This is a genomic window from Actinomadura geliboluensis, from assembly GCF_043197915.1.
GTDB lineage: Bacteria > Actinomycetota > Actinomycetes > Streptosporangiales > Streptosporangiaceae > Spirillospora > Spirillospora geliboluensis.
In genome coordinates this window covers 20,627-39,242 of the sequence record NZ_JBICUA010000016.1, presented here as the reverse complement: position 1 = coordinate 39,242, position 18,616 = coordinate 20,627, and the positions used below count along the sequence as shown (strand labels likewise).

The window sequence follows — 18,616 nt, the reverse complement described above, 5'->3', positions numbered from 1 at the left end:
ACTTTGCTGACGACCTCTACAACAGGACGAGTGAGCCACCTATTCCGGTTCCCGGACGGCGGCTCCGCGGCCGCAGTTCGCCCGGACGGAGGAGGGCCGCGCGGTTCCCGTCCTCCGCGAGGACGAAGCCGCCGCTCCTCTGATCGGCGGGGCCGGTGACCGGCCTACCCGGTGACCGGACGACGGGGCCTACAGGGAGTCGGGGCGGCGGCCCGGGACGACGATGCCGTGCTCGTAGGCCAGCACGACGGCCTGGACGCGGTCGCGGAGGTGGAGCTTGGCGAACACGCTGCCGACATGGCTCTTCACGGTGGCCTCGGTGACGACGAGCCGCGCCGCGATCTCCTGGTTCGACAGGCCCTGCGCCACGAGCAGCAGCATCTCGCGCTCGCGCGGGGTCAGCGCGGCCAGCAGGTCCGGCGCCGGCCGGACGGGGTCGGCGCGGCCGGCGTAGTCCTCGATCAGCCGGCGGGTGATCGACGGGGACAGCAGCGCCTCGCCCTGGTGGACGACGCGGATCGCCTCCAGCAGCCGCTCGCGGGGCGCGTCCTTCAGCAGGAACCCCGACGCCCCCGCGCGCAGCGCGCCGAACACGTACTCGTCGAGGTCGTAGGTGGTGAGGATCAGCACGCGGGGCGGGTCGGAGACGGCGGTCAGGTGGGCGGTGGCCTCGACGCCGTCCATCCGCGGCATCCGGACGTCCATCAGCACGACGTCGGGCCGCAGCTCCGCCGCCCGGTCGAGGGCCTCGCGGCCGTCGCCGGCCTCGCCGACGACCTCCAGTTCGGGACGGGTCTGCAGGAACAGCCGGAACCCGATCCGGATCAGTTCCTGGTCGTCGACGATCAGCACCCGGATCGTCATGCGCGGCCCCCGATCGGCAGCCGCGCGGCGACCCGGAACCCGCCGCCGGGTGCGGGGCCCGCCTCCAGTTCGCCGCCGAGCACGGCGGCCCGCTCCCGCATCCCCACCAGGCCGTGCCCGCCGGGGCCGGGCGGTTCGCCGGTCCCCGTGCCGTCGTCGTGCACCCGCACCTCCAGGTCCGCTCCGCCGTAGCTCAGCTCTACCGTGACCGTGGTCGCCCCGGCGTGCTTCAGGGCGTTGGTCAGCGCCTCCTCGATGATCCGGTACGCGGACAGCTCGACACCGCTCGGCAGCCCCATCCGCTCCCCGGCGATCTCCAGCCGGACCGGCAGCCCGGCCGCGCGGTAGCCGGCGACCAGTTCGTCCAGGTCCGCGAGCGACGGCTGCGGGCGCGTCTCCGCCGGGTCCTGCCCGCGCAGCAGGACGAGGATCCGGCGCAGCTCCGCGAGGCTCTGCTCGGCGCTGGTCTCCACCCGCTCCAGCGTCTCCGCGGCCACCCGCGGTTCGGTCTCCAGGACGTCGCGGGCGCCGCGCACCCCGATCAGCATCACCGTCACCGAGTGGGCGACGATGTCGTGCAGTTCGCGGGCGATCGCGCCGCGCTCGCGCTGCGCCGCGATCAGGTCGAGTTGCTCCCGTTCGCGTTCGAGGGTGGCGGCCCGCTCCTCCACCGCCCGGACGTAGCGGCGGCGCGTCTGCATGTAGGCGCCCAGCATCCACGCCCCGATCGACACGGGCGGGCTGGAGACGCTGTCGACCTCCAGGAACACGGCCACCGGTGCCAGCACCGCGAGCGAGACGCGCCGGTCGCGCGTCTCGGCGAGCGACCACAGTGCGACGACGGGCAGCGCGCCGCCGGGGGAGTACCCGGCGGCCGTCAGCGCGGCGGCGGACGCGACCGTCACCGCGATCACCGTCACCCCGAACCGGCGGCGGGCCAGCAGCATCGCGCCGGTCAGGACGGTCACCGCGATCGGCAGGGGCACGGCCTCGGTGCCGTCGTTGAACAGCAGCCCCACTTCCACGACGGTCGCGGCCGCGGCGAGCGCGATGTCGAACAGCACCGGGCGGTGCGCGGCCCGCAGGCCCCGCACCGCCCGGATCCTCTCCGCGACGTTCACGCCAGGTCGCGCCGTCGTTCGCACATGACCGCGACCAGGACCGCGAGGACCGTCCAGAGCGCGAACACCGCGCCGGCCTCCGCGACCGTGAGCGTGGTGTTGTGGGTTCCGCCCGTCATGACGCCCGCCGCGCCGAACGGCGAGAGGTTCGACTCGGCCTCCCACGCCCCGCTCACCAGGGGCTGCACCACCAGGGCCAGGATCAGCAGCACCACCGCGCCGACGACCGGGCTGCGGATCAGCGCGCCGAGCGCCGCGCCCAGCACGGTCGCCAGCACGAGCGCCAGGACGTTGCCCGCCACGACCTCGGTCACCTGGCCGGACGTCAGGTCCGGGCCGGGCTGGTCCGCCAGCAGCGGCAGCGCCACCCCGGCCGCGACGGCGTTGATCAGCAGCGCCAGCCCGAACCCGGTCAGCGCGTACGCCGCGATCCGCACCGCCAGGACCCTCCCGCGCCCGCGCCGGGCCACCAGCGCCGTCGGCGCGGCGGTCCGGTGGCGGTACTCGCCCGCCGCGCCGACCAGCCCCCACAGCAGCAGCAGGACGGGCAGCCCCGCCAGCGCCTCCTTCTTCTCCGCTATCTCGTCGAGCGTGCCCGACGCCTTGGCGACGAGCACCGCGTTCAGGGCGGCGAACGCCGCCCCGCCGACCGCGAACCCCCACACGGCGCGGGTCGTCACCGCCTTGAGCAGTTCCCCGCGAAGCAGGCCGATCATCGCTCCAACCCTCCGGTGAGCTGGAGGAACACGTCCTCCAGCGACTCCACCTCACTGATCGGTCCCTGGTGGACCAGCCTGCCACGGTCGATGACGACCACGTCGTCCACCGTCTGCGCGGCCTCCGCGAGCAGATGGCTCGACAGCAGCACCGTGCCGCCCTTCGCGGCCCTGTCGCGCAGCATCGTCCGGAGCCAGCGGATGCCCTGCGGGTCGAGGCCGTTGGCCGGCTCGTCCAGCACGAGGATCTCCGGGTCGCCGAGCAGCGCGGCGGCGAGCCCGAGCCGCTGCCGCATGCCCAGCGAGTAGGCGCCGACGCGGCGGCCCGCCGCCGACGTCAGCTCGGCGGTCTCCAGGACCTCCTCGACGCGGCGGCGCGGCAGCCCCGCCGCCAGCGCCAGCGCCCGCAGGTGCGCGCGGGCCGTCCGGGCGGGGTGCGCGCCGCACGGCTCGATGTGGACGCCGATCCGGCGCGCGTCCGGCGCGAGCGACGCCACCGGCCTGCCCAGCACCGACACCGTGCCCGCCGACGGCCGCGCCAGCCCCACGAGCGCCTTCATCGCCGTCGTCTTGCCGGCGCCGTTCGGGCCGAAGAAGCCCGTCACCGCGCCCGGCCGGACGCTGAACGTCAGATCGTCGACCACCGTCCGCCGCCCGTACCGCTTCGTCAGCCCCTCCACCCTGATGGCCGGGGTGGCCTTCGTCTGTGCAGTCATGGCGCCCAGCTTCGGCCGCCCGCGCCTCCCGGTCATCCGACCACGGTCGAAACCCGTTCTCCGACCCCGGCATGACGGCCGCGGCGAACACGACCGGCCGCTGCGGGTGATCAACATCGACCGTCCCGGTGCGGGACGGCGATCCCAGAGGAGACTCGATGACGCACAGACGCCGAAGCCGGGCCCTGCTCGGCCTCCTGCTCGCTGCCGGGGCGCTGGCGGCCGTACCCCCGCCCGCGCAGGCCGCGCCGCCGCCGGCGGGCGGCCTCGACCCGGGCAAGGCATGGAAGGTCACGCTGCTGACCGGGGACGCCGTCAGCGTCCGGACGGTCAAGGGCAAGCCCCCGCTCGTCTCGGTGACCCCCGCGCCGGGCCGGGAGAAGCGCTCGTTCCGCAAGGAGATCCGGCCGGACGGGCACGTCGTCGTCACCCCGGTCGACGTCGCCGGGCTGGTCGGCCGCGTCCTCGATCCCGAGCTGTTCGACGTCACCGCGCTGATCGCGCAGGGCTACGACGACGCGCGCAGCAGGGACCTGCCGCTGATCGTCCAGCGGGAGAAGGGCGCCCGGTCCCTGTCGGCGCTCGGCGGGACGCTCGGCGAGGGCAGGGACCTGCCGAGCATCGGCGCCGTGGCCGTGCGGCAGCCCAAGGACGGCGCGCCCGGCCTCGGCAAGAGCCTGGCCGCGATGCGCGGCCCGTCCCTGAAGGCGACGGGCGGCATCCGGCACATCTGGCTGGACGGCAAGGTCAAGGCGAGCTTCGCCCCGACCGCGGCCGCGCCCGAGACCCGCCGGATCGACCGGAACCTGCGGCAGGTCGGCGCCCCGGCGGCGTGGCGCGCCGGGTACACCGGGAAGGGCGCGAAGGTCGCCGTCCTCGACACCGGCATCGACGCCGGGCACCCCGACCTCAAGGGGCGGGTGGCGGAGGCGGAGAACTTCTCCGAGTCGCCCGACACCGTCGACCGGTTCGGGCACGGCACGCACGTCGCCTCGACCATCGCCGGGACTGGCGCCGCCTCCACCGGGAAGCGCAAGGGCGTCGCACCGGACGCGGACCTGCTCATCGGCAAGGTCCTCGACGACGACGGGTACGGCACCGACTCCAGCGTGATCGCCGGGATGCAGTGGGCCGCGCCGCGCGCCGACATCGTCAACATGAGCCTCGGCGGCGCCCCCACCGACGGCGACGACCCCGTCTCCCTGGCGCTGACGAACCTCACCGCCGAGCACGGCGCGCTGTTCGTCGTCGCCGCGGGCAACGACGGCACGTTCGCGTCGGTCGGCTCGCCCGGCACGGCCGAGGCCGCGCTCACGGTCGGCGCGGTCGACGCCCGCGACCGGCTGGCGGAGTTTTCCAGCCGCGGCCCGGTCGGCGTCACCGCCAAGCCGGAGATCGTCGCGCCGGGCGTCGACATCGAGGCCGCCCGCGCCGCGGGCACCGCCGAGGGCACCCCGACCGGGGCGCACTACACGAGGATGTCGGGCACGTCGATGGCGACGCCGCACGTCGCGGGCGCGGCGGCGCTGCTCGCCGCGAAGCACCCCGACTGGACGCCCGCCCGGATCAAGGCGGCCCTCGTCGGCACCGCCGACCCGGCCACCGGCGGCGACGTCTACCAGCTCGGCGCCGGACGGCTCGACATCGGCGAGGCCGTGCGCAGCCCCGTCCTCGCGGCGCAGGGCATCGCCGGTCTCGGGACCTCGAAGTTCCCCGCGCATCCCCGCCTGTCCACGGAACTCGGCTGGACGTCGAACACCGGCCGTCCCGTCGACCTGCGCCTCAGCGTCACCGTGACCGACCGCAAGGGCCGCACCGCGGACGGCGTCGCGACCGTCCCGGCCGGCGTGACCGTGCCGGCGGGCGGTACCGCGAAGGTGCCGCTGACCGTGGACGCCTCCCGCGTCGGTGACCGTCCCGGCCTCTACACGGCCGTGGTCACGGCCAATGGCGGCGGCGCCGTCCTGGAGACGCCCGTGACGTTCTACGTCGAGCCCCCGGCGCACACCCTCACGGTCAAGGCCACGCCGCTGCCGGACACCGACCCCGCGAACTTCTCCGCCTCCGCCACCGTGGTCAACCTCGACGACCACTCGCTGTACTCCGAGTGGGTCGACGCGTCCGAGGGCGAGGCGAAGCTCCGCGTTCCGGCGGGCCGCTACGCCGTGCTCGGCAACGTGGACGACTTCAGCGACTGGCGGTCGGCGCTCGTCGGCGACCCGGAGGTGGTCGTCGACCGGGACGTGAGCGTGACGCTCGACGGCGCCGCCGCCGTCAAGGTCGGCGCGAGCGTCGAGGGCGTCGAGACCACGACGGTGATGGCGGCCGCCGACATGGTGCAGGACGCCGGCGACGGCCTCTGGTACTACTCCGTGTTCGCCTTCGACCCCGCCAACGCGCCCGTCTACGTCCAGCCGATGGAAGGCGTGACGAAGGGGACGTTCAAGGCGGCCACCCAGCACCGGCTGACCGCGCCCGGAGCCGTGTACGACATCGTCCACCCGCTGGGCAACGGGATCCCCGCCGACCCGGCGCACACCGTCACCGCGGCCGAACTCAAGCGGATGGCCCGCGTCGAGCAGAAGTTCGCCGCGTTCGACGGCGACACCGGCGCGCCCATGAGCGAGAAGCGGTACGGCATCAGCGCGGAGGGCCTCCTCAACTTCGAGGCGAGCGGTCCCGTCGAGCCCGGCACGTCCCGGACCGACCACGTCTCGGCCGGCTCCGGCATGCTCTGGGGCGACCTGGGGTTCATCAGGTTCGGCGAGGAGGACTGGGTCGACCAGGGCGCCTTCACCGAGATGAAGCCCGGCGAGCAGGTCGCGCACCGGTGGGGCCGCCAGCCGCTGCGGCCCGGACCGTACTCCGGCACCGGCGTCACGCCCAGCTTCTGCGCCCGCTACCCCACGGCCCGCACCGGGCAGAACATGCGGATCTCGCTGGTGGACCTCCAGGTCCGCCCGGACGGCTTCGACTGCTTGATGCACGAGGTGAAGGGGCACCTGGAGCTGTTCGCCGGCGATAAGAAGCTCGGCGAGAAGGACGGCCCGTTCGGCGACTTCACCGTCCCGTCCGGCGCGGCCGACTACCGGCTGACGTACGAGAACGACGCGTCGGCCGTCCTTCCGGTGTCGACCCGCACCTCGACGTCCTGGACGTTCCGCTCGCGCGCGACGCGCGGGAACGAGAGCGCCAACCTCGCGCTCCTGCTCGTCGACTACGACCTGAACCTCGACATGCGCAACCAGCCCGCCGGTGAGCCCGCCGTGTTCACCGTCGCGCGGCAGGCGGGCTCGGGCGAGGCGAAGGTCACCGGGCTGCGGTTCTGGACGTCCGTGGACGACGGCAAGACCTGGCAGGGCGCCGATGTCACCGACCTCGGCGGCGGCCGGTACAGCGCCCCGCTGCCCGCGCCCGTGAAGGGCCAGGCCGTGTCGCTGCGGGTCAGCGCCAAGGACGCGGGCGGCAGCGGCATCGACCAGAGCATCATCCGCGCCTACCGCGTCCGGTAGGCGTCCCGGAGCGAAAGTGGCGAGGGGGTTCGGGTGATACGTCTGTGACCGCCATCCGTGAGACGAAAAGGCACCACATGACGGGGAACCCCCTCGCCGCGGAGCGGCTGGACCGGCTCGGCGCCGGTCTGGCCGCTCCGCGGTCGTCCCTGCACGATCCCGAAGGGTTCGGCGAGGTCTTCGACGCCCATTTCGCCGAGATCCACGGGTACGCCGCCAAGCGGCTCGGCCCCGACGCCGCGTCGGACGTCGCGTCGCAGACGTTCCTGGAGGCGTTCCGGAACCGGGACCGCTACGACCCGGCGCGGGCGAACGTGCGCGCCTGGCTGTACGGCATCGCGACCAACCTCATCGGCAAGCACCGGCGCAGCGAGGTGCGCGGGCTGCGGGCCCGCGCCCGGCTCGGCCCCGCCCCGGCAGAGGAGGGGCATGCCGACCGGGTGGACGCCCGCGTCAGCGCCGAGGGCCTGCGGGGGCGGCTCGCCGGCGCGATCGCCCGGCTCTCGGACGGCGAGCGCGACGTCCTGCTGCTCGTCGCCCTCGCCGACCTCACCCACGAGGAGGTCGCGGCGGCGCTGGACGTCCCGTACGGGACGGTCGGTTCGCGGCTGAGCCGGGCCAGGAAGAAGGTGCGCGAGGCACTCGGCGGGACGAATCCGATGCGCGAGGGGGACGGCGACCATGGATGAGCTGCAGATGATCCGCGAGGCGTACGGGGAGCCGGAGCCGCCGACCCTGGAGGAGATGACCGAGGCCCGCGCCGCGATGCTCGGGACGCCGCCGCGCACGGGCGTCCGGTTCGGGTGGCGGCTCAAGGCCGGCATCGGCCTGGTCGCCGCGGGCGCGGCCGCCGCGGTCGCGATCACGGCCGTCGGGTCGGGTTCGCCCGCCCCGCCCTCGCCCCCCGCCGCGGCGGACCCGGGCCGGCGGGCCGTGCTGGCGGCGGCGGAGCGGGCCGAGGCGCAGCCGGCCGGCGGGTACCGGGGGTACTGGTACTCCGACACGGTCGACGGCCAGTCGTACGTCATCCGCGCGAAGTCCGGTACCTACGCGATCAGCGCCATGCGCACGCAGACGTTCCAGTGGATCGGCGAGAAGCGCGGCATGGGCGAGGCGTTCTTCATCCGCCGCCTTCCGGCCCGCCCGGTGAGCGCCCAGGACAGGGCGCTCTGGAAGAGGGCCGGGTCGCCGTCGGAGTTCCGGGTCTGGCTGAACGACCACTACGCCACCTGCACCACCGAGGCGACGGGATGGCGGTCGTCCGGGCCGGGAGCCGACGTCGACCCGAAGGGCGGCGGGAAGTTCTACGAACTCGGACGCGGGGGCTCCTCGGTCGAGGACGTCCGGAACCTGCCGTCCGACCCGTCCGAACTCGCCGAGAAGTTCCTCAGCCGGACGGCGATCGGCGGCCCGCGCCAGGCGGAGGCGAAGCCACCGCGGAAGAAGGCATCCGACATCTCCGACGAGGAGCTGCCCCACATGCAGTTGCGGCGGGCGATGTCGATCCTGACCGGCCCGCTGCCGCCGAAGACCCGGGGCGGGCTGATGCGGGCGCTGGCGGCGCAACCGGGCGTCCACGCGCTCGGCCGCGTCACCGACCCGCTGGGCCGCCCGGGCGTCGCGCTGGCCACCGGCGACCGCAGCGCCACGGTCGGCCCCGACTTCGGCACGCCGAAGGCCGAGCAGGGGACCTACGCCTACCGCAGGGTGATCGTCTTCGATGAGCGCACCGGTGCGCCGCTGTCCCTGCAGGAGGAGCTGACGAGGCCCGGCGGGCCGTACGCGGAGATGCAGCCGGGCTTCGTCATCGCCTACGAGGCGCAGCGCGGCTCCGGCTGGTCGGACGCCAGGCCGAAGCCGCCCGCGAAGCCGCCCTTCTGATCGGGGGACGCGCCGCCCTCCGCCGGATGTCCGGTGGAGGGCGGCGCGGCCGTGAAGGCGGATCGGGAGATCGGCTGAGAACCGGGTGACCGAGCAACCGAGCACCCCCACAGCGAGGATCACTCCATGGCCCAGCAACGCCCGCCGGACCCCGGCGGGGACGACCCCGACGCGGAGGCGATCGTCCGGTCGCGGCGCGACCCCGCCGCGTTCGCCGAGATCTTCCACCGCCACTTCGCCGCGATCCACGGCTACGCGGCACGGCGGCTCGGCGCGGACGCGGCGGACGACGTCGCCGCCGAGACGTTCCTCGCCGCGTTCCGCAAGCGGGACCGGTTCGACCCGGAGCGCGGGACCGTCCGCCCCTGGCTGTTCGGCATCGCGACCCGGCTGATCGGGTCGCACCGGCGCGCGGAGGGCCGCCGCTACCGGGCGCTCGCGCGCACGCCCGCCGAGTACGCCCACGACGGCCACGAGGATCTCGTCACGGCGCGGGTCACCGCCGGCGGCGCGGGCGCGGAGCTGGCCGGCGCGCTGGCCCGGCTGCCGCGCGGGGACCGGGACGTCCTGCTGCTGGTGGCGCTGGCCGACCTGTCCTACGAGGAGGTCGGGCAGGCGCTCGGCCTCAAGACGGGCACCGTCGCGTCCCGCCTGCACCGTGCCCGGCGCCGCCTGCGGGAGTCGCTCGGCGGAACCAACCCCGCGCTGATCGTTGAGGAGACGCCCGCATGAGCACGAACGAGATGGACCGGGTCCGGGACCTGCTGCGCGAGCCCCCGCCCCCGTCGGCGACGAGCACGGCGAAGGCGCTGACCCTGCTGGAGGACGAGATGGCGGGCCGGCGCGTCCGGGCGGGACTGCGCGTCCGGGCGGGGCGGCGGCGGCTCGGGTTCGGGTGGCCGGCCGGGCTGGGGGCCGGGCTGGTCGCCGCCGGCGCCGCGGCGGCCGTCGCGGTCGCGCTCACCGGCCAGGGGACGCCCGGATCGCCGGGGTCGCCGGACACGCCCGGCGGCGTCGACCTCAACAAGCAGGCGGTGCTCGCGGCGGCGGCCAAGGTCGAACTGACCCCGACCGGCAAGTACTGGTACACCGACCGCATCGACGGGCAGTCGTACATCATCCGGGCGAAGACCGGCACGTACGCGATCGTCGGCGCGGCGAGCGAGTCGTTCAACTGGACCGGCGTGAAGAAGGGGACCGGCGAGGCGTACTACGGGCGCGACCTGCCCGCCCGCCCGCTCACGGCGCAGGACGAGGCGCTCTGGAAGAAGGCCGGGTCGCCGTCGAAGTTCCGGGTCTGGTCGAACGACCACTACTACACCTACAGCGCCGAGGCGACGAAGTGGCGGTCGGACGGCCCCGAGGTCGGCGTCGATCCGGAGGGCGGCGGCGAGTTCCTCGGCGAGCCGGCCGAGGAGTGGCAGAACCTGCCGACCGACCCGGCCGCGCTCGCCGAGAAGTTCCTGAGCGGCGAGGAGATGCTCCGGGGGATGGGCCCCCTCGCGAAGCGCGGCCGGAAGCCGACCGAGGAGGCGACGGCCTCCGCCGGGATCTGGCGGACGTCGGGGATCCTCGGCGGCACCCCCGTCCCGCCGAAGGTGCGCGCGGGCCTGATGCGGGCGCTGGCCTCCCGGCCGGGCATCCAGGCGATCGGCCGCGTCGCCGACCCGCTGGGCCGCGACGGCGTCGCGCTGGCCGCCCCCGAGCGCACCGCGGAGATCACCGGCGAGTACGGCGGCCCGAAGGCCGAGCAGGGCGACTACGGCCACCGGCTGGTGATCGTCTTCGATGAGAAGACCGGTGGCGTCCTGTCCGTCCAGGACACGCTGACCAAGCCCGGCGGGCCGTACGCGGAGATGAAGCCCGGCTTCATCATCAACTACGTGGCCGTCCGGTCGTCGGGCTGGACCGACACCAAGCCGAAGCCGCCCGCGGAACTGCCGTTCTGATGCCTCCGGACTGGGGGTGAGCGCTGCCGTTATCCCTTGGCGAGAACCGCCTCCCCCTGCCGATGCCCTCCGCCCACCGTCCGGGCGGAGGGCATCGTGCTTGAACCCCTCTAGGAGCGGCGGGCTTCGAGGCCGTCGAGGACGCAGGCGAGCCCGAACGCGAACCGCCCCTCCAGGACGTCGCCGGTCTCCTTCATCCAGATCTCGCGGATGTGGGACGCGAGGGCGGGCCGCTGCGCGTCCAGCTCCGCGAGGTAGGGGCCGAGCCCGCGGACCCAGTCGGCCGAGGACGTCCCGGACTGCCCACGCTGCCAGCTCGCCTCGCTCCCGGCCGCGCCGATCACGTAGTCGACCACGGCGGACCAGGCGTACTCCAGGCCGAACCCGGTGAACCCGGCGGCGCCGAACGCGCCGAGCACCTCGTCCAGGACGCGGGTCGCGTTCGGGCCGATCATCGGACGGCTGCCGAACAGGGTGACCGTCCACGGATGCCGGTGGATCATCGCGCGGAGGCTCCGCGCGTACCCGGTGGCGGACGCCCGCCAGTCACCGCCCGCCGGGACCTCCACCTCGGCCATGACCCGGTCGAGGGCGAGCTCCAGCAGCTCGTCCTTGTTCGCGACGTGCCAGTAGACCGAGGTCGCGCCGGAGTTCAGCCGGGTGCCGAGGCGGCGCATGCTGAGCCCGTCCAGCCCTTCGGCGTCCAGCAGGCCGAGCGCGGCGTCCACGATCTGCGCCCGGCTGAGCGCGGGCCGCCCGCGCCGGGCCCGCTCGGGACGCACCCAGACGGACGCCACCTTCTCCTCGGGCACCTGCTCCCCGGACGGCTTCTCCTCGGGCACGGGGGCCTCCTTCCGTTCTCGCACAGGGTACGAGACTTGAACACCGTGCGATCCGAGTCGTACAGTGTGCGAGTCTAATCGAACGGTGTACGAGAAAGGGGGCGACGCATGGCACCGCATCCGCGCCGCTGGCAGATCCTCGGCGTCCTGTGCCTCAGCCTCTTCGTCGTCGTGGTCGACAACACGGTCCTGAACGTGGCGATCCCGTCCCTGCTCCGGGAGCTGGACGCCACCACCGCCGACGTCCAGTGGGTGATCGACGCCTACTCGCTGGTGTTCGCCGGCCTGCTGATCACCGCGGGCAGCCTGGGCGACCGGCACGGCCGCCGCCGCGCGATGCTGATCGGCTTCGCGCTCTTCGGCGCCGGGTCGCTGCTCGCCGCCTTCGCCGCGAGCCCCGCCCAGCTCGTCGCGATGCGCGGCCTCATGGGCGCCGGCGGCGCGCTGCTGATGCCCGGGACGCTGTCGATCATGGCGCAGGTGTTCGGGCCGGACGAGCGCGCCAAGGCGTTCGCCATCTGGGGCGCCACGTCCATGGTCGGGCTCGCCGCCGGGCCGACGCTCGGCGGGTTCCTGCTGGAGCACTTCTGGTGGGGCTCGGTCTTCCTGGTGAACGTGCCCGTCACGGTGGTCGCCGTGGCCGGGCTGCTGCTGCTCGTCCCCGAGTCCCGGGGGCCGCGCCGCCGCCTCGACGTGCCCGGCGCCGTGCTGTCCACGGCCGGCATGGCGGCGCTGGTGTGGGCGATCATCTCCGGGCCCGCGCACGGCTGGACGGGCGCCCGCACGGTCGGCGGCCTCGCCGCCGGGATCGCCGCGCTCGCCCTGTTCGTCCTGTGGCAGCACCGCAACCCCGAGCCGATGCTGGACCTGCGCCTGCTCCGCGACCGGAACTTCGCCGGCGCCGCGACCATGATCGCGCTGTTCGGCTTCGCGCTCGCCGGGATGCTGTTCGCGCTGACCCAGCTCCTGCAGTTCGTCCTCGGGCACGGGCCGCTCAAGGCGGGGCTGGCGCTGCTGCCCGTCGCCGTCGCCGCGGCCGTCGGCAACGGCGTCGGCGCGTCCCTGGAGTCGCGGTTCGGCGCCCGCCCCGCCCTCGTCGCCGGGTTCGCCGCGGTGGCGGCCGGCTTCGGCGCCCTCGGCCTCACCTCAGCGGACGGCGGCTACGCCGCGCTCGCCGCCGGGCTCACCGTCCTCGGCCTCGGCGCGGGACTCGGCACCCCGCCCGCCTACAGCACGCTCATGGCCGCCGTCCCGCCCGAGGAGGCGGGGGTCGGGTCGGCGGTGAACGACGCCGGGCAGGAACTCGGCAGCGCGCTCGGCGTCGCCGTCCTCGGCAGCGTCGTCTCCGCCGCCTACGCCGCCGCCCTCCCGGACACCGCCGCCCGCGCCGCCCGCCACTCCCTGGGCGAGGCCCTCGCGCTCGGCGACCCCGCCCTCGCCGCCGCCGCGCGGGACGCCTTCGCCCACGCGGTCTCGGTCGCCTCCTTCGCGGCGGCGGGGGCGATGGCGGCCGCCGCCCTCTTCGCCTGCGTCGTGCTCCGCCCGCGCCGCCCGGTTCCGGCGGGCGCCCCCGAGCCCGTCAAGACCTGAGGGCGCCCGCTCGTCCCGTCAGGCGGTGAGGTCGGACGGGGCGGTGCCGGGGTCGGTGAGGGGGAGGGCGAGGGCCGCGCGTTCGGTCAGCCAGGTGCTCGGACGGTAGCGGGGGTCGCCGGTGCTGTCCTGGAGGCCCCGCAGGATCCGCAGGACGCGGTCGGCGCCCTCGTGCTCGCCCCACTCCAGCGGGCCGCGCGGGTAGCCGAGGCCGAGGCGGACGGCGGTGTCGACGTCCTGCGGGCGGGCGAGGCGCTGCTCGGCGATCCCGCAGCCCACGTTCACGATCGAGGCGAGGAGCCGCTGGGCGACCGGGGCCGGGGCGTCGCGGACGACCGTCACAGAACGTCCCGTGGCCGCGAGGGCGGCGAGCGCGGCGCGGCCCGCGTCCTTGTCGAGGCCCGGGTGCACCATCACGGTCAGGCGGGTGAAGAACCCGCCGAGCGGGTCCACGCCCAAGGCGCGCTCTACGGGCAGCCCCTCAGCGGCGCTGACCGTGCTCTGCCCGAAGGGCGCGACCAGAACAACGGCCCGGTCGGACGGCTCGCCACCCGACTCGACCTCTACGCCGGACGTGGAGAGCAATGCGCCGAGCGCGTCACGGACGTCCCCGTGCACCCACACAGGGCGCGGCTCCACCACCGGCACGGTGACCTCCGGCGGCTCTTGCTTGGCACCGTCCACGTACTTGTAGAAGCCCTCGCCCGTCTTGCGTCCGTGCAGACCGGCCTCTAGACGCGCCCGTCCGAGCCTGGACGGACGGAACCGGGGCTCGGTGTAGAACCCCGTCCAGATGGACTCCATCACCGGGTGTGACACGTCCATGCCCGTGAGGTCGAGCAGCTCGCACGGCCCCATCTTCAGGCCCAGGACGTCCCGCGCGATGCGGTCGATGTCGACGGGCTCGGCGACCTCCTCGGACAGGATCTGGAGAGCCTCCGTCACCAGGCCGCGCCCAGCGTGGTTGACGAGGAACCCGGGCGCGTCCGGCGCGAGCACGGGTTCGTGACCGAGGCGCCGGACGAGGTCGGCGAGCGCGCCCGGAATCCACTCCGCCGTACGCGCCCCCGGAATCACCTCGACGAGACGCATCAGCGGCACCGGATTGAAGAAGTGCAGCCCCGCCACCCTGGACGGATCCTCCAGCGCCGCCGCGATCGCCGTGACGGGCAGCGAACTGGTGTTGGTCACCAGGACCGTGTGCTGCGGGCAGACCTTCTCCAGGGACGCGAACAGTTCGCGCTTGGTGTCGATGTCCTCCCGGACCGCCTCCACCACGAGATCGCAGTCCTGGAACGGGGTGAGCGGCTCCCCGACCGGCCGGAGCCGTCCCTTGGCCGCCGCGGCCTCCTCGGCGGTCATCCGCCCCTTGCCCGCGAGCTTGTCGAACATGCCGCCGATGTACTCGGCCGCGCCGACCACGGCCTCCATGCGGATGTCGGCCAGCTCCACGGTCAGCCCGCCCGCCGCGGCGAGCTGCGCGATCCCGCGCCCCATCGCCCCGGTGCCGATGACGCGGATCGTCGTGACCCGCCGCGCCCAGTCCTCCACCGTCGCCTCCTCGATCGTCCGCCTCCACCGCATTCAACCCTCCATCGGACGCGAGCCCGGAGGCCGCCCTGCCGAACGGAGGCCGTAGCCTGCGGGGTACCCGGTAGCACAGCCTGGAGGAGCCACCATGCGCGACGCGGTGATCTGCGAGCCGCTGCGGACCCCGATCGGCCGGTTCGGCGGGGCGCTGAAGACCGTCCCTCCCGTCCAGCTCGCCGCCGCCGTCATCCGCGCCCTGGTGGAGCGCACCGGGCTGCCCGGCGACGCGATCGACGAGGTCGTCCTCGGGAACTGCTACCCCACGGCCGACGCCCCCGCCATCGGACGCGTCGCCGCGCTCGACGCCGGCCTGCCCATCTCCGTCGGCGGCTCGCAGGTCGACCGGCGCTGCGGGTCCGGGCTCCAGGCGGTGCTGGACGCGGCCATGCAGATCCAGACCGGCGTCAGCGACGTGGTCATCGCGGGCGGCGCGGAGAGCATGAGCAGCGCACCCTTCTATACGACGCAGGCGCGGTGGGGCGTGCGCGGGCCGTCCCTCGAACTGCACGACGCACTCGCGCAGGGCCGCGTCACCGCCGGCGGCGTCAACCACCCGGTGCCCGGCGGGATGCTGGAGACCGCCGAGAACCTGCGCCGCGAGTACGGCATCGGACGCGAGGAGCAGGACGAGCTGGCCGTCCGCTCCCACCGGCGCGCCGTCGCCGCCCAGCAGTCCGGCGTGTTCGCGGAGGAGATCGTCCCGGTGACCGTCGCGTCCCGGAAGGGGGACACGGTCGTCGACACCGACGAGCACCCCCGCCCCGACACCACGATGGAGAGCCTGGCGAAGCTGCGTCCCGTCCTCGGTAAGAAGGACGCCGAAGCCACCGTGACCGCGGGCAACGCCAGCGGCCAGAACGACGCGGCCGCCGCCTGCGTCGTCACCACTCCTGAGCGCGCCGCCGAGCTCGGGCTGCGGCCGCTCGTCCGGCTCGTCGCCTGGGGCCGTGCCGGGGTGCCGCCGGCGACGATGGGCATCGGGCCCGTCCCCGCCACGGCGAAGGCGCTCGCCGCCGCCGGGCTCACCCTTGCCGACATCGACCTCATCGAGCTGAACGAGGCGTTCGCCGCGCAGGTCCTCGCGGTCACCCGCGAATGGGGCCTGAAGGACGCCGACTGGGACCGCGTCAACGTGCACGGCTCCGGCATCTCCCTCGGCCACCCCGTGGGTGCGACCGGCGCCCGCATCCTCGCTACGCTCGCCCGCGAGATGCACCGCCGCGGCGCCCGCTACGGCCTGGAGACCATGTGCATCGGCGGCGGCCAGGGCCTCGCCGCCGTCTTCGAACGCGTCTAGCCGCAACCGGGCCGGCCGGCTAGGTCAGCGTCGGCGCGACCCCGGGAGCGGCGAGCAGCACCAGCCCGAAGACGATCATCGCGGCGCCGAGCGGCCGGCTCAGGCGCTCCCCGTGCCGCCAGACCTTCTCCGCGAGGATCACCGCGGCGATGACCCCCATCCAGACCAGGCTCATCATCCCGGCGGCGAGCAGCACGGCCATCAGCGCCCAGCAGCAGCCGAGACAGAAGGCTCCGTGGTGGACGCCGGCGAGCAGCGCGCCGCGGGGGCCCGCGGTGATCCGCTCGCCGTGCCGCACGACGACGGCGAGGGGCGAGCGGCACAGCCGCAGGCACGCCCGTTTCAGCGGGCTGAGCTGGTAGGCGCCCGCGAACAGCAGCACCGCGGCGCCCGCCCGCACGGCGGTCGCCGGGTCGCCCGCCGCCGCCACCGGCTGGAACACCAGGAACAGCCCGTACGCCGCCGCCCCGGCCGCCGCCCACACGGCCAGGTAGCCCGCCGCGAGGAGGTAGGCGGTCGTCCTCCCCGCGCCGCGCCGCCGCATCAGCCGGTCGATCCGGACGATCACCGGTGTCACCGCGGGCAGCATCATCGCGGCCATCATCACCAGCCAGGTGCCGAGGAACAGGCCCGCGCCGACGGACCGGTCCATCGGCATCCCCGCCATCCCGTCCCCGGAGCGTCCGGCGCCGCCGGTCAGGATCCCGGCGCGCATGTCCGGCATGGCCAGCCGGTGGACCGCCAGCCAGGCGAGCGCGGACAGCACGAGAAGGACCAGGACGAACAGTCCCTCCCGCATCCGCCCGCGCGCACCGGCCGGGGCATCGTGCGCGCGCTCGGCGCCGGATCCGCGCCGTCGCGGCGGGCCGTGGCCGAGGTGGCGCTCATGCGTCAGCATCGGCGGGCTCCTAGTCGGGTCCGGTCCAGTCGAACGGGATGTGCTTGCTGGAGCGGCCGTCCCACTCCCAGCTGAATCCGTAGGCGTCGGCCCGGTCGGTGATGGCGCGGCCCCAGGTGGCGACCTGGCCCGGACCGGTCTCCGCACCGGGAGGGTTGAGGGTCTGCACCCGCGCGCCCTCGGGCGTCGTGGGTCCGGTCAGCGCCTCGGCCCGCGCCACGACCCGGCCGGGCACCTCCGCGCCCCAGGTGGCGAGGTCCTCGTCGACCGAGATCGTGACGGGCGAGAACTCCAGCCCGCGCACCTCGGGGGCGAGCATCCCCACCAGCCGGGCCGGCCAGCCGCCGGCCTCCCCGCCGAAGATCTTCCCGAGCGCCGCGCGCTGGGCGTCGTCGGCGCGCTCGTCCAGGAAGACGGCCGCGTAGGCGTCGGAGTGCTCGCCCCATACGTTCCCGACGAACGAGCCCAGCATCAGGACGTTGAGGCCGTCGAGCGGGACCTCTCCGTACCGTCCTTCACGGATGCGCCATGCCAGCACGCCGTCGCAGTCGCCGTACGTGGGGGACTGCGCGTAGGTGCACGGGCACGGGATGGTGCATTTGCAGACATCGAACCAGTCGCCGGCGACGTGCCAGCGCGGGATGCCGGTGGTCTCGGTCATGATCCCCCCTCGGATCGGGACCGGACGCACCCCACCCACAATCCTCACAAACCGCCTGATCGGGGACCAGGCGAGGGAGGTAAAACCTGGCCCCCTCTGGGGGCGGCGGGGTCAGGCGCCGCCGGGCGTCCAGGACGGGTCGCGGCCGGTCATGGCGATGAGGCGGTCGAGGGCGGGCGCGTCGCCGGAGGCCGGCACGGCGGGGCCGAAGAGGCCGGGGACGCCCTTGCCGCCGCTCTGCTCGACGGCCGGGGAGACGAAGGCGAGGCACGACTCGATCTCGTCCGCCCCGGCCGTGTAGGGCTGGCCGCTGGCGCGGGCGACGTCCCAGCCGTGGACGACCAGCTCGTTCATCGCGACGTTCCCTGCGTCCGCGCCGGGCATCGCGATGCCGCCGGCCTCGGTCATGCCCTGCCAGGCGTCGGGGGAGCGCCATGCGGCGGCGAGCGCGTCGAGCTGCTCGGGGATGCGGGTGCGCCAGTCCGCGGGGAGGTCGGACGAGGCGGCGGACGGGGGCTGGGAGCCGCCCTCCGGGATGTCCTTGGTCGCGGCCTGGGTGAAGGCGAGGACCAGCCCGTCCACGTGGCCGATCAGGGCGGCGAGCGGGGTGTCCTCGCACGGCGTCGGGGCGGTGAGCTGGGCGTCGCGGACGCCGGCGAGCAGCTCGGCCATCCGCCGGGCGGCGGGGGTGAGGTCTGGCGTCGAGGTCATGAGGACTCCGTTCGACGTACCGGTGGCTGGGAACCGCCCTGGACGGGCGGGCTTTCCTGGTATGGACTCGGGAACCCGCTGATTCTCATCGGTGCACGAGATCTCTAAGGTGGACGGGCGGCACGGCCGCGGGTCGTGACGCTTCCGGGGTGCGAGGAAGGGGCCGGGAGCGTCCTGACCAGCGCAGGTGACGCATAAGCTACTACCGAGTAGTATTCGGGCCCCGGGTGAAGAGCAGTCTGTCGCGAGCCCTACGCTGACTGCCAGC

At 74.6% G+C, this 18,616-nt stretch carries 16 protein-coding genes; 7 read left to right on the top strand and 9 right to left on the bottom strand.

Annotated elements, in window-relative coordinates:
- Positions 1 to 189: 189 nt before the first annotated feature.
- The 4 genes from ACGFI1_RS38695 to ACGFI1_RS38680 are packed head-to-tail and all read right to left on the bottom strand — an operon-like array spanning position 190 to position 3,417.
- Positions 190 to 864 carry a response regulator gene (locus tag ACGFI1_RS38695; RefSeq protein WP_387078373.1) on the bottom strand — a complete coding sequence of 225 codons (675 nt, stop codon included), beginning with the start codon at positions 862 to 864 and terminating at the stop codon, positions 190 to 192.
- A complete protein-coding gene (locus tag ACGFI1_RS38690) occupies positions 861 to 1,985 on the bottom strand; it encodes a sensor histidine kinase (protein ID WP_392792658.1) in 1,125 nt (374 codons plus the stop codon). The genes ACGFI1_RS38695 and ACGFI1_RS38690 overlap by 4 nt, the downstream gene beginning before the upstream one ends.
- A complete protein-coding gene (locus ACGFI1_RS38685) occupies positions 1,982 to 2,701 on the bottom strand; it encodes a hypothetical protein (protein ID WP_392792657.1) in 720 nt (239 codons plus the stop codon). The genes ACGFI1_RS38690 and ACGFI1_RS38685 overlap by 4 nt, the downstream gene beginning before the upstream one ends.
- The gene (locus tag ACGFI1_RS38680) at positions 2,698 to 3,417 is read right to left on the bottom strand and encodes an ABC transporter ATP-binding protein (protein ID WP_387078364.1); all 720 of its coding nucleotides are present in this window, start codon (positions 3,415 to 3,417) and stop codon (positions 2,698 to 2,700) included. Before ACGFI1_RS38680 ends, ACGFI1_RS38685 begins: the two co-directional genes overlap by 4 nt.
- Positions 3,418 to 3,575: 158 nt before the next feature.
- Here ACGFI1_RS38680 and ACGFI1_RS38675 point away from each other — a divergent pair, with 158 nt between their 5' ends.
- The 5 genes from ACGFI1_RS38675 (at position 3,576) to ACGFI1_RS38655 (ending at position 10,759) form a co-directional block, all read left to right on the top strand.
- Entirely contained in the window at positions 3,576 to 6,929 is a 3,354-nt protein-coding gene (locus ACGFI1_RS38675; RefSeq protein ID WP_392792655.1) for a S8 family serine peptidase, read from the top strand.
- Between the two features lie 77 nt (positions 6,930 to 7,006).
- Positions 7,007 to 7,618, top strand: coding sequence for an RNA polymerase sigma factor (locus ACGFI1_RS38670; protein ID WP_138637343.1), 612 nt, complete (start codon positions 7,007 to 7,009; stop codon positions 7,616 to 7,618).
- The gene (locus ACGFI1_RS38665) at positions 7,611 to 8,810 is read left to right on the top strand and encodes a CU044_5270 family protein (protein ID WP_392792654.1); all 1,200 of its coding nucleotides are present in this window, start codon (positions 7,611 to 7,613) and stop codon (positions 8,808 to 8,810) included. Before ACGFI1_RS38670 ends, ACGFI1_RS38665 begins: the two co-directional genes overlap by 8 nt.
- Positions 8,811 to 8,936: 126 nt before the next feature.
- The gene (locus ACGFI1_RS38660) at positions 8,937 to 9,542 is read left to right on the top strand and encodes an RNA polymerase sigma factor (RefSeq protein WP_386874368.1); all 606 of its coding nucleotides are present in this window, start codon (positions 8,937 to 8,939) and stop codon (positions 9,540 to 9,542) included.
- Positions 9,539 to 10,759: a CU044_5270 family protein gene (locus tag ACGFI1_RS38655; protein ID WP_392792652.1), complete on the top strand. Its 1,221-nt coding sequence runs from the start codon at positions 9,539 to 9,541 to the stop codon at positions 10,757 to 10,759. Before ACGFI1_RS38660 ends, ACGFI1_RS38655 begins: the two co-directional genes overlap by 4 nt.
- A gap of 110 nt (positions 10,760 to 10,869) precedes the next feature.
- Here the strand turns inward: ACGFI1_RS38655 and ACGFI1_RS38650 are convergent, their stop codons facing one another.
- A complete protein-coding gene (locus tag ACGFI1_RS38650; RefSeq protein ID WP_386874370.1) occupies positions 10,870 to 11,601 on the bottom strand; it encodes a TetR/AcrR family transcriptional regulator in 732 nt (243 codons plus the stop codon).
- 108 nt (positions 11,602 to 11,709) lie between these two features.
- Between ACGFI1_RS38650 and ACGFI1_RS38645 the strand changes: the two genes are divergently transcribed.
- On the top strand, positions 11,710 to 13,191 hold the full coding sequence (locus ACGFI1_RS38645; RefSeq protein ID WP_392792649.1) for an MFS transporter: 1,482 nt from the start codon (positions 11,710 to 11,712) through the stop codon (positions 13,189 to 13,191).
- 18 nt (positions 13,192 to 13,209) lie between these two features.
- Here the strand turns inward: ACGFI1_RS38645 and ACGFI1_RS38640 are convergent, their stop codons facing one another.
- On the bottom strand, positions 13,210 to 14,775 hold the full coding sequence (locus tag ACGFI1_RS38640) for a 3-hydroxyacyl-CoA dehydrogenase (protein WP_392792647.1): 1,566 nt from the start codon (positions 14,773 to 14,775) through the stop codon (positions 13,210 to 13,212).
- Positions 14,776 to 14,869: 94 nt separating this feature from the next.
- Here ACGFI1_RS38640 and ACGFI1_RS38635 point away from each other — a divergent pair, with 94 nt between their 5' ends.
- Positions 14,870 to 16,078: an acetyl-CoA C-acetyltransferase gene (locus ACGFI1_RS38635; protein WP_392792646.1), complete on the top strand. Its 1,209-nt coding sequence runs from the start codon at positions 14,870 to 14,872 to the stop codon at positions 16,076 to 16,078.
- A 19-nt stretch (positions 16,079 to 16,097) separates the two neighbouring features.
- On the opposite strand, the gene ACGFI1_RS38630 is transcribed toward ACGFI1_RS38635, so the two are convergent.
- The 3 genes from ACGFI1_RS38630 to ACGFI1_RS38620 all read right to left on the bottom strand — a co-directional run bounded on the left by ACGFI1_RS38630 (position 16,098) and on the right by ACGFI1_RS38620 (position 18,348).
- On the bottom strand, positions 16,098 to 16,976 hold the full coding sequence (locus ACGFI1_RS38630) for a DUF2182 domain-containing protein (RefSeq protein ID WP_392792645.1): 879 nt from the start codon (positions 16,974 to 16,976) through the stop codon (positions 16,098 to 16,100).
- A 10-nt stretch (positions 16,977 to 16,986) separates the two neighbouring features.
- The gene (locus tag ACGFI1_RS38625; protein WP_392741041.1) at positions 16,987 to 17,637 is read right to left on the bottom strand and encodes a DUF1326 domain-containing protein; all 651 of its coding nucleotides are present in this window, start codon (positions 17,635 to 17,637) and stop codon (positions 16,987 to 16,989) included.
- A gap of 111 nt (positions 17,638 to 17,748) precedes the next feature.
- The gene (locus tag ACGFI1_RS38620) at positions 17,749 to 18,348 is read right to left on the bottom strand and encodes a TIGR03086 family metal-binding protein (RefSeq protein ID WP_392792644.1); all 600 of its coding nucleotides are present in this window, start codon (positions 18,346 to 18,348) and stop codon (positions 17,749 to 17,751) included.
- Positions 18,349 to 18,616 lie beyond the last annotated feature (268 nt).

Excerpts from the sequence above, each read along its gene's own strand:
- ACGFI1_RS38625 (WP_392741041.1), bottom strand. The coding sequence starts at position 17,637 with ATGACCGAGACCACCGGCATCCCGCGCTGGCACGTCGCCGGCGACTGG.
- ACGFI1_RS38660 (WP_386874368.1), top strand. The coding sequence starts at position 8,937 with ATGGCCCAGCAACGCCCGCCGGACCCCGGCGGGGACGACCCCGACGCG.
- ACGFI1_RS38675 (WP_392792655.1), top strand. The coding sequence starts at position 3,576 with ATGACGCACAGACGCCGAAGCCGGGCCCTGCTCGGCCTCCTGCTCGCT.
- ACGFI1_RS38655 (WP_392792652.1), top strand. The coding sequence starts at position 9,539 with ATGAGCACGAACGAGATGGACCGGGTCCGGGACCTGCTGCGCGAGCCC.
- ACGFI1_RS38620 (WP_392792644.1), bottom strand. The coding sequence starts at position 18,348 with ATGACCTCGACGCCAGACCTCACCCCCGCCGCCCGGCGGATGGCCGAG.
- ACGFI1_RS38665 (WP_392792654.1), top strand. The coding sequence starts at position 7,611 with ATGGATGAGCTGCAGATGATCCGCGAGGCGTACGGGGAGCCGGAGCCG.
- ACGFI1_RS38670 (WP_138637343.1), top strand. The coding sequence starts at position 7,007 with ATGACGGGGAACCCCCTCGCCGCGGAGCGGCTGGACCGGCTCGGCGCC.
- ACGFI1_RS38685 (WP_392792657.1), bottom strand. The coding sequence starts at position 2,701 with ATGATCGGCCTGCTTCGCGGGGAACTGCTCAAGGCGGTGACGACCCGC.
- ACGFI1_RS38630 (WP_392792645.1), bottom strand. The coding sequence starts at position 16,976 with ATGCTGACGCATGAGCGCCACCTCGGCCACGGCCCGCCGCGACGGCGC.
- ACGFI1_RS38640 (WP_392792647.1), bottom strand. The coding sequence starts at position 14,775 with ATGCGGTGGAGGCGGACGATCGAGGAGGCGACGGTGGAGGACTGGGCG.
- ACGFI1_RS38635 (WP_392792646.1), top strand. The coding sequence starts at position 14,870 with ATGCGCGACGCGGTGATCTGCGAGCCGCTGCGGACCCCGATCGGCCGG.
- ACGFI1_RS38645 (WP_392792649.1), top strand. The coding sequence starts at position 11,710 with ATGGCACCGCATCCGCGCCGCTGGCAGATCCTCGGCGTCCTGTGCCTC.
- ACGFI1_RS38695 (WP_387078373.1), bottom strand. The coding sequence starts at position 864 with ATGACGATCCGGGTGCTGATCGTCGACGACCAGGAACTGATCCGGATC.
- ACGFI1_RS38680 (WP_387078364.1), bottom strand. The coding sequence starts at position 3,417 with ATGACTGCACAGACGAAGGCCACCCCGGCCATCAGGGTGGAGGGGCTG.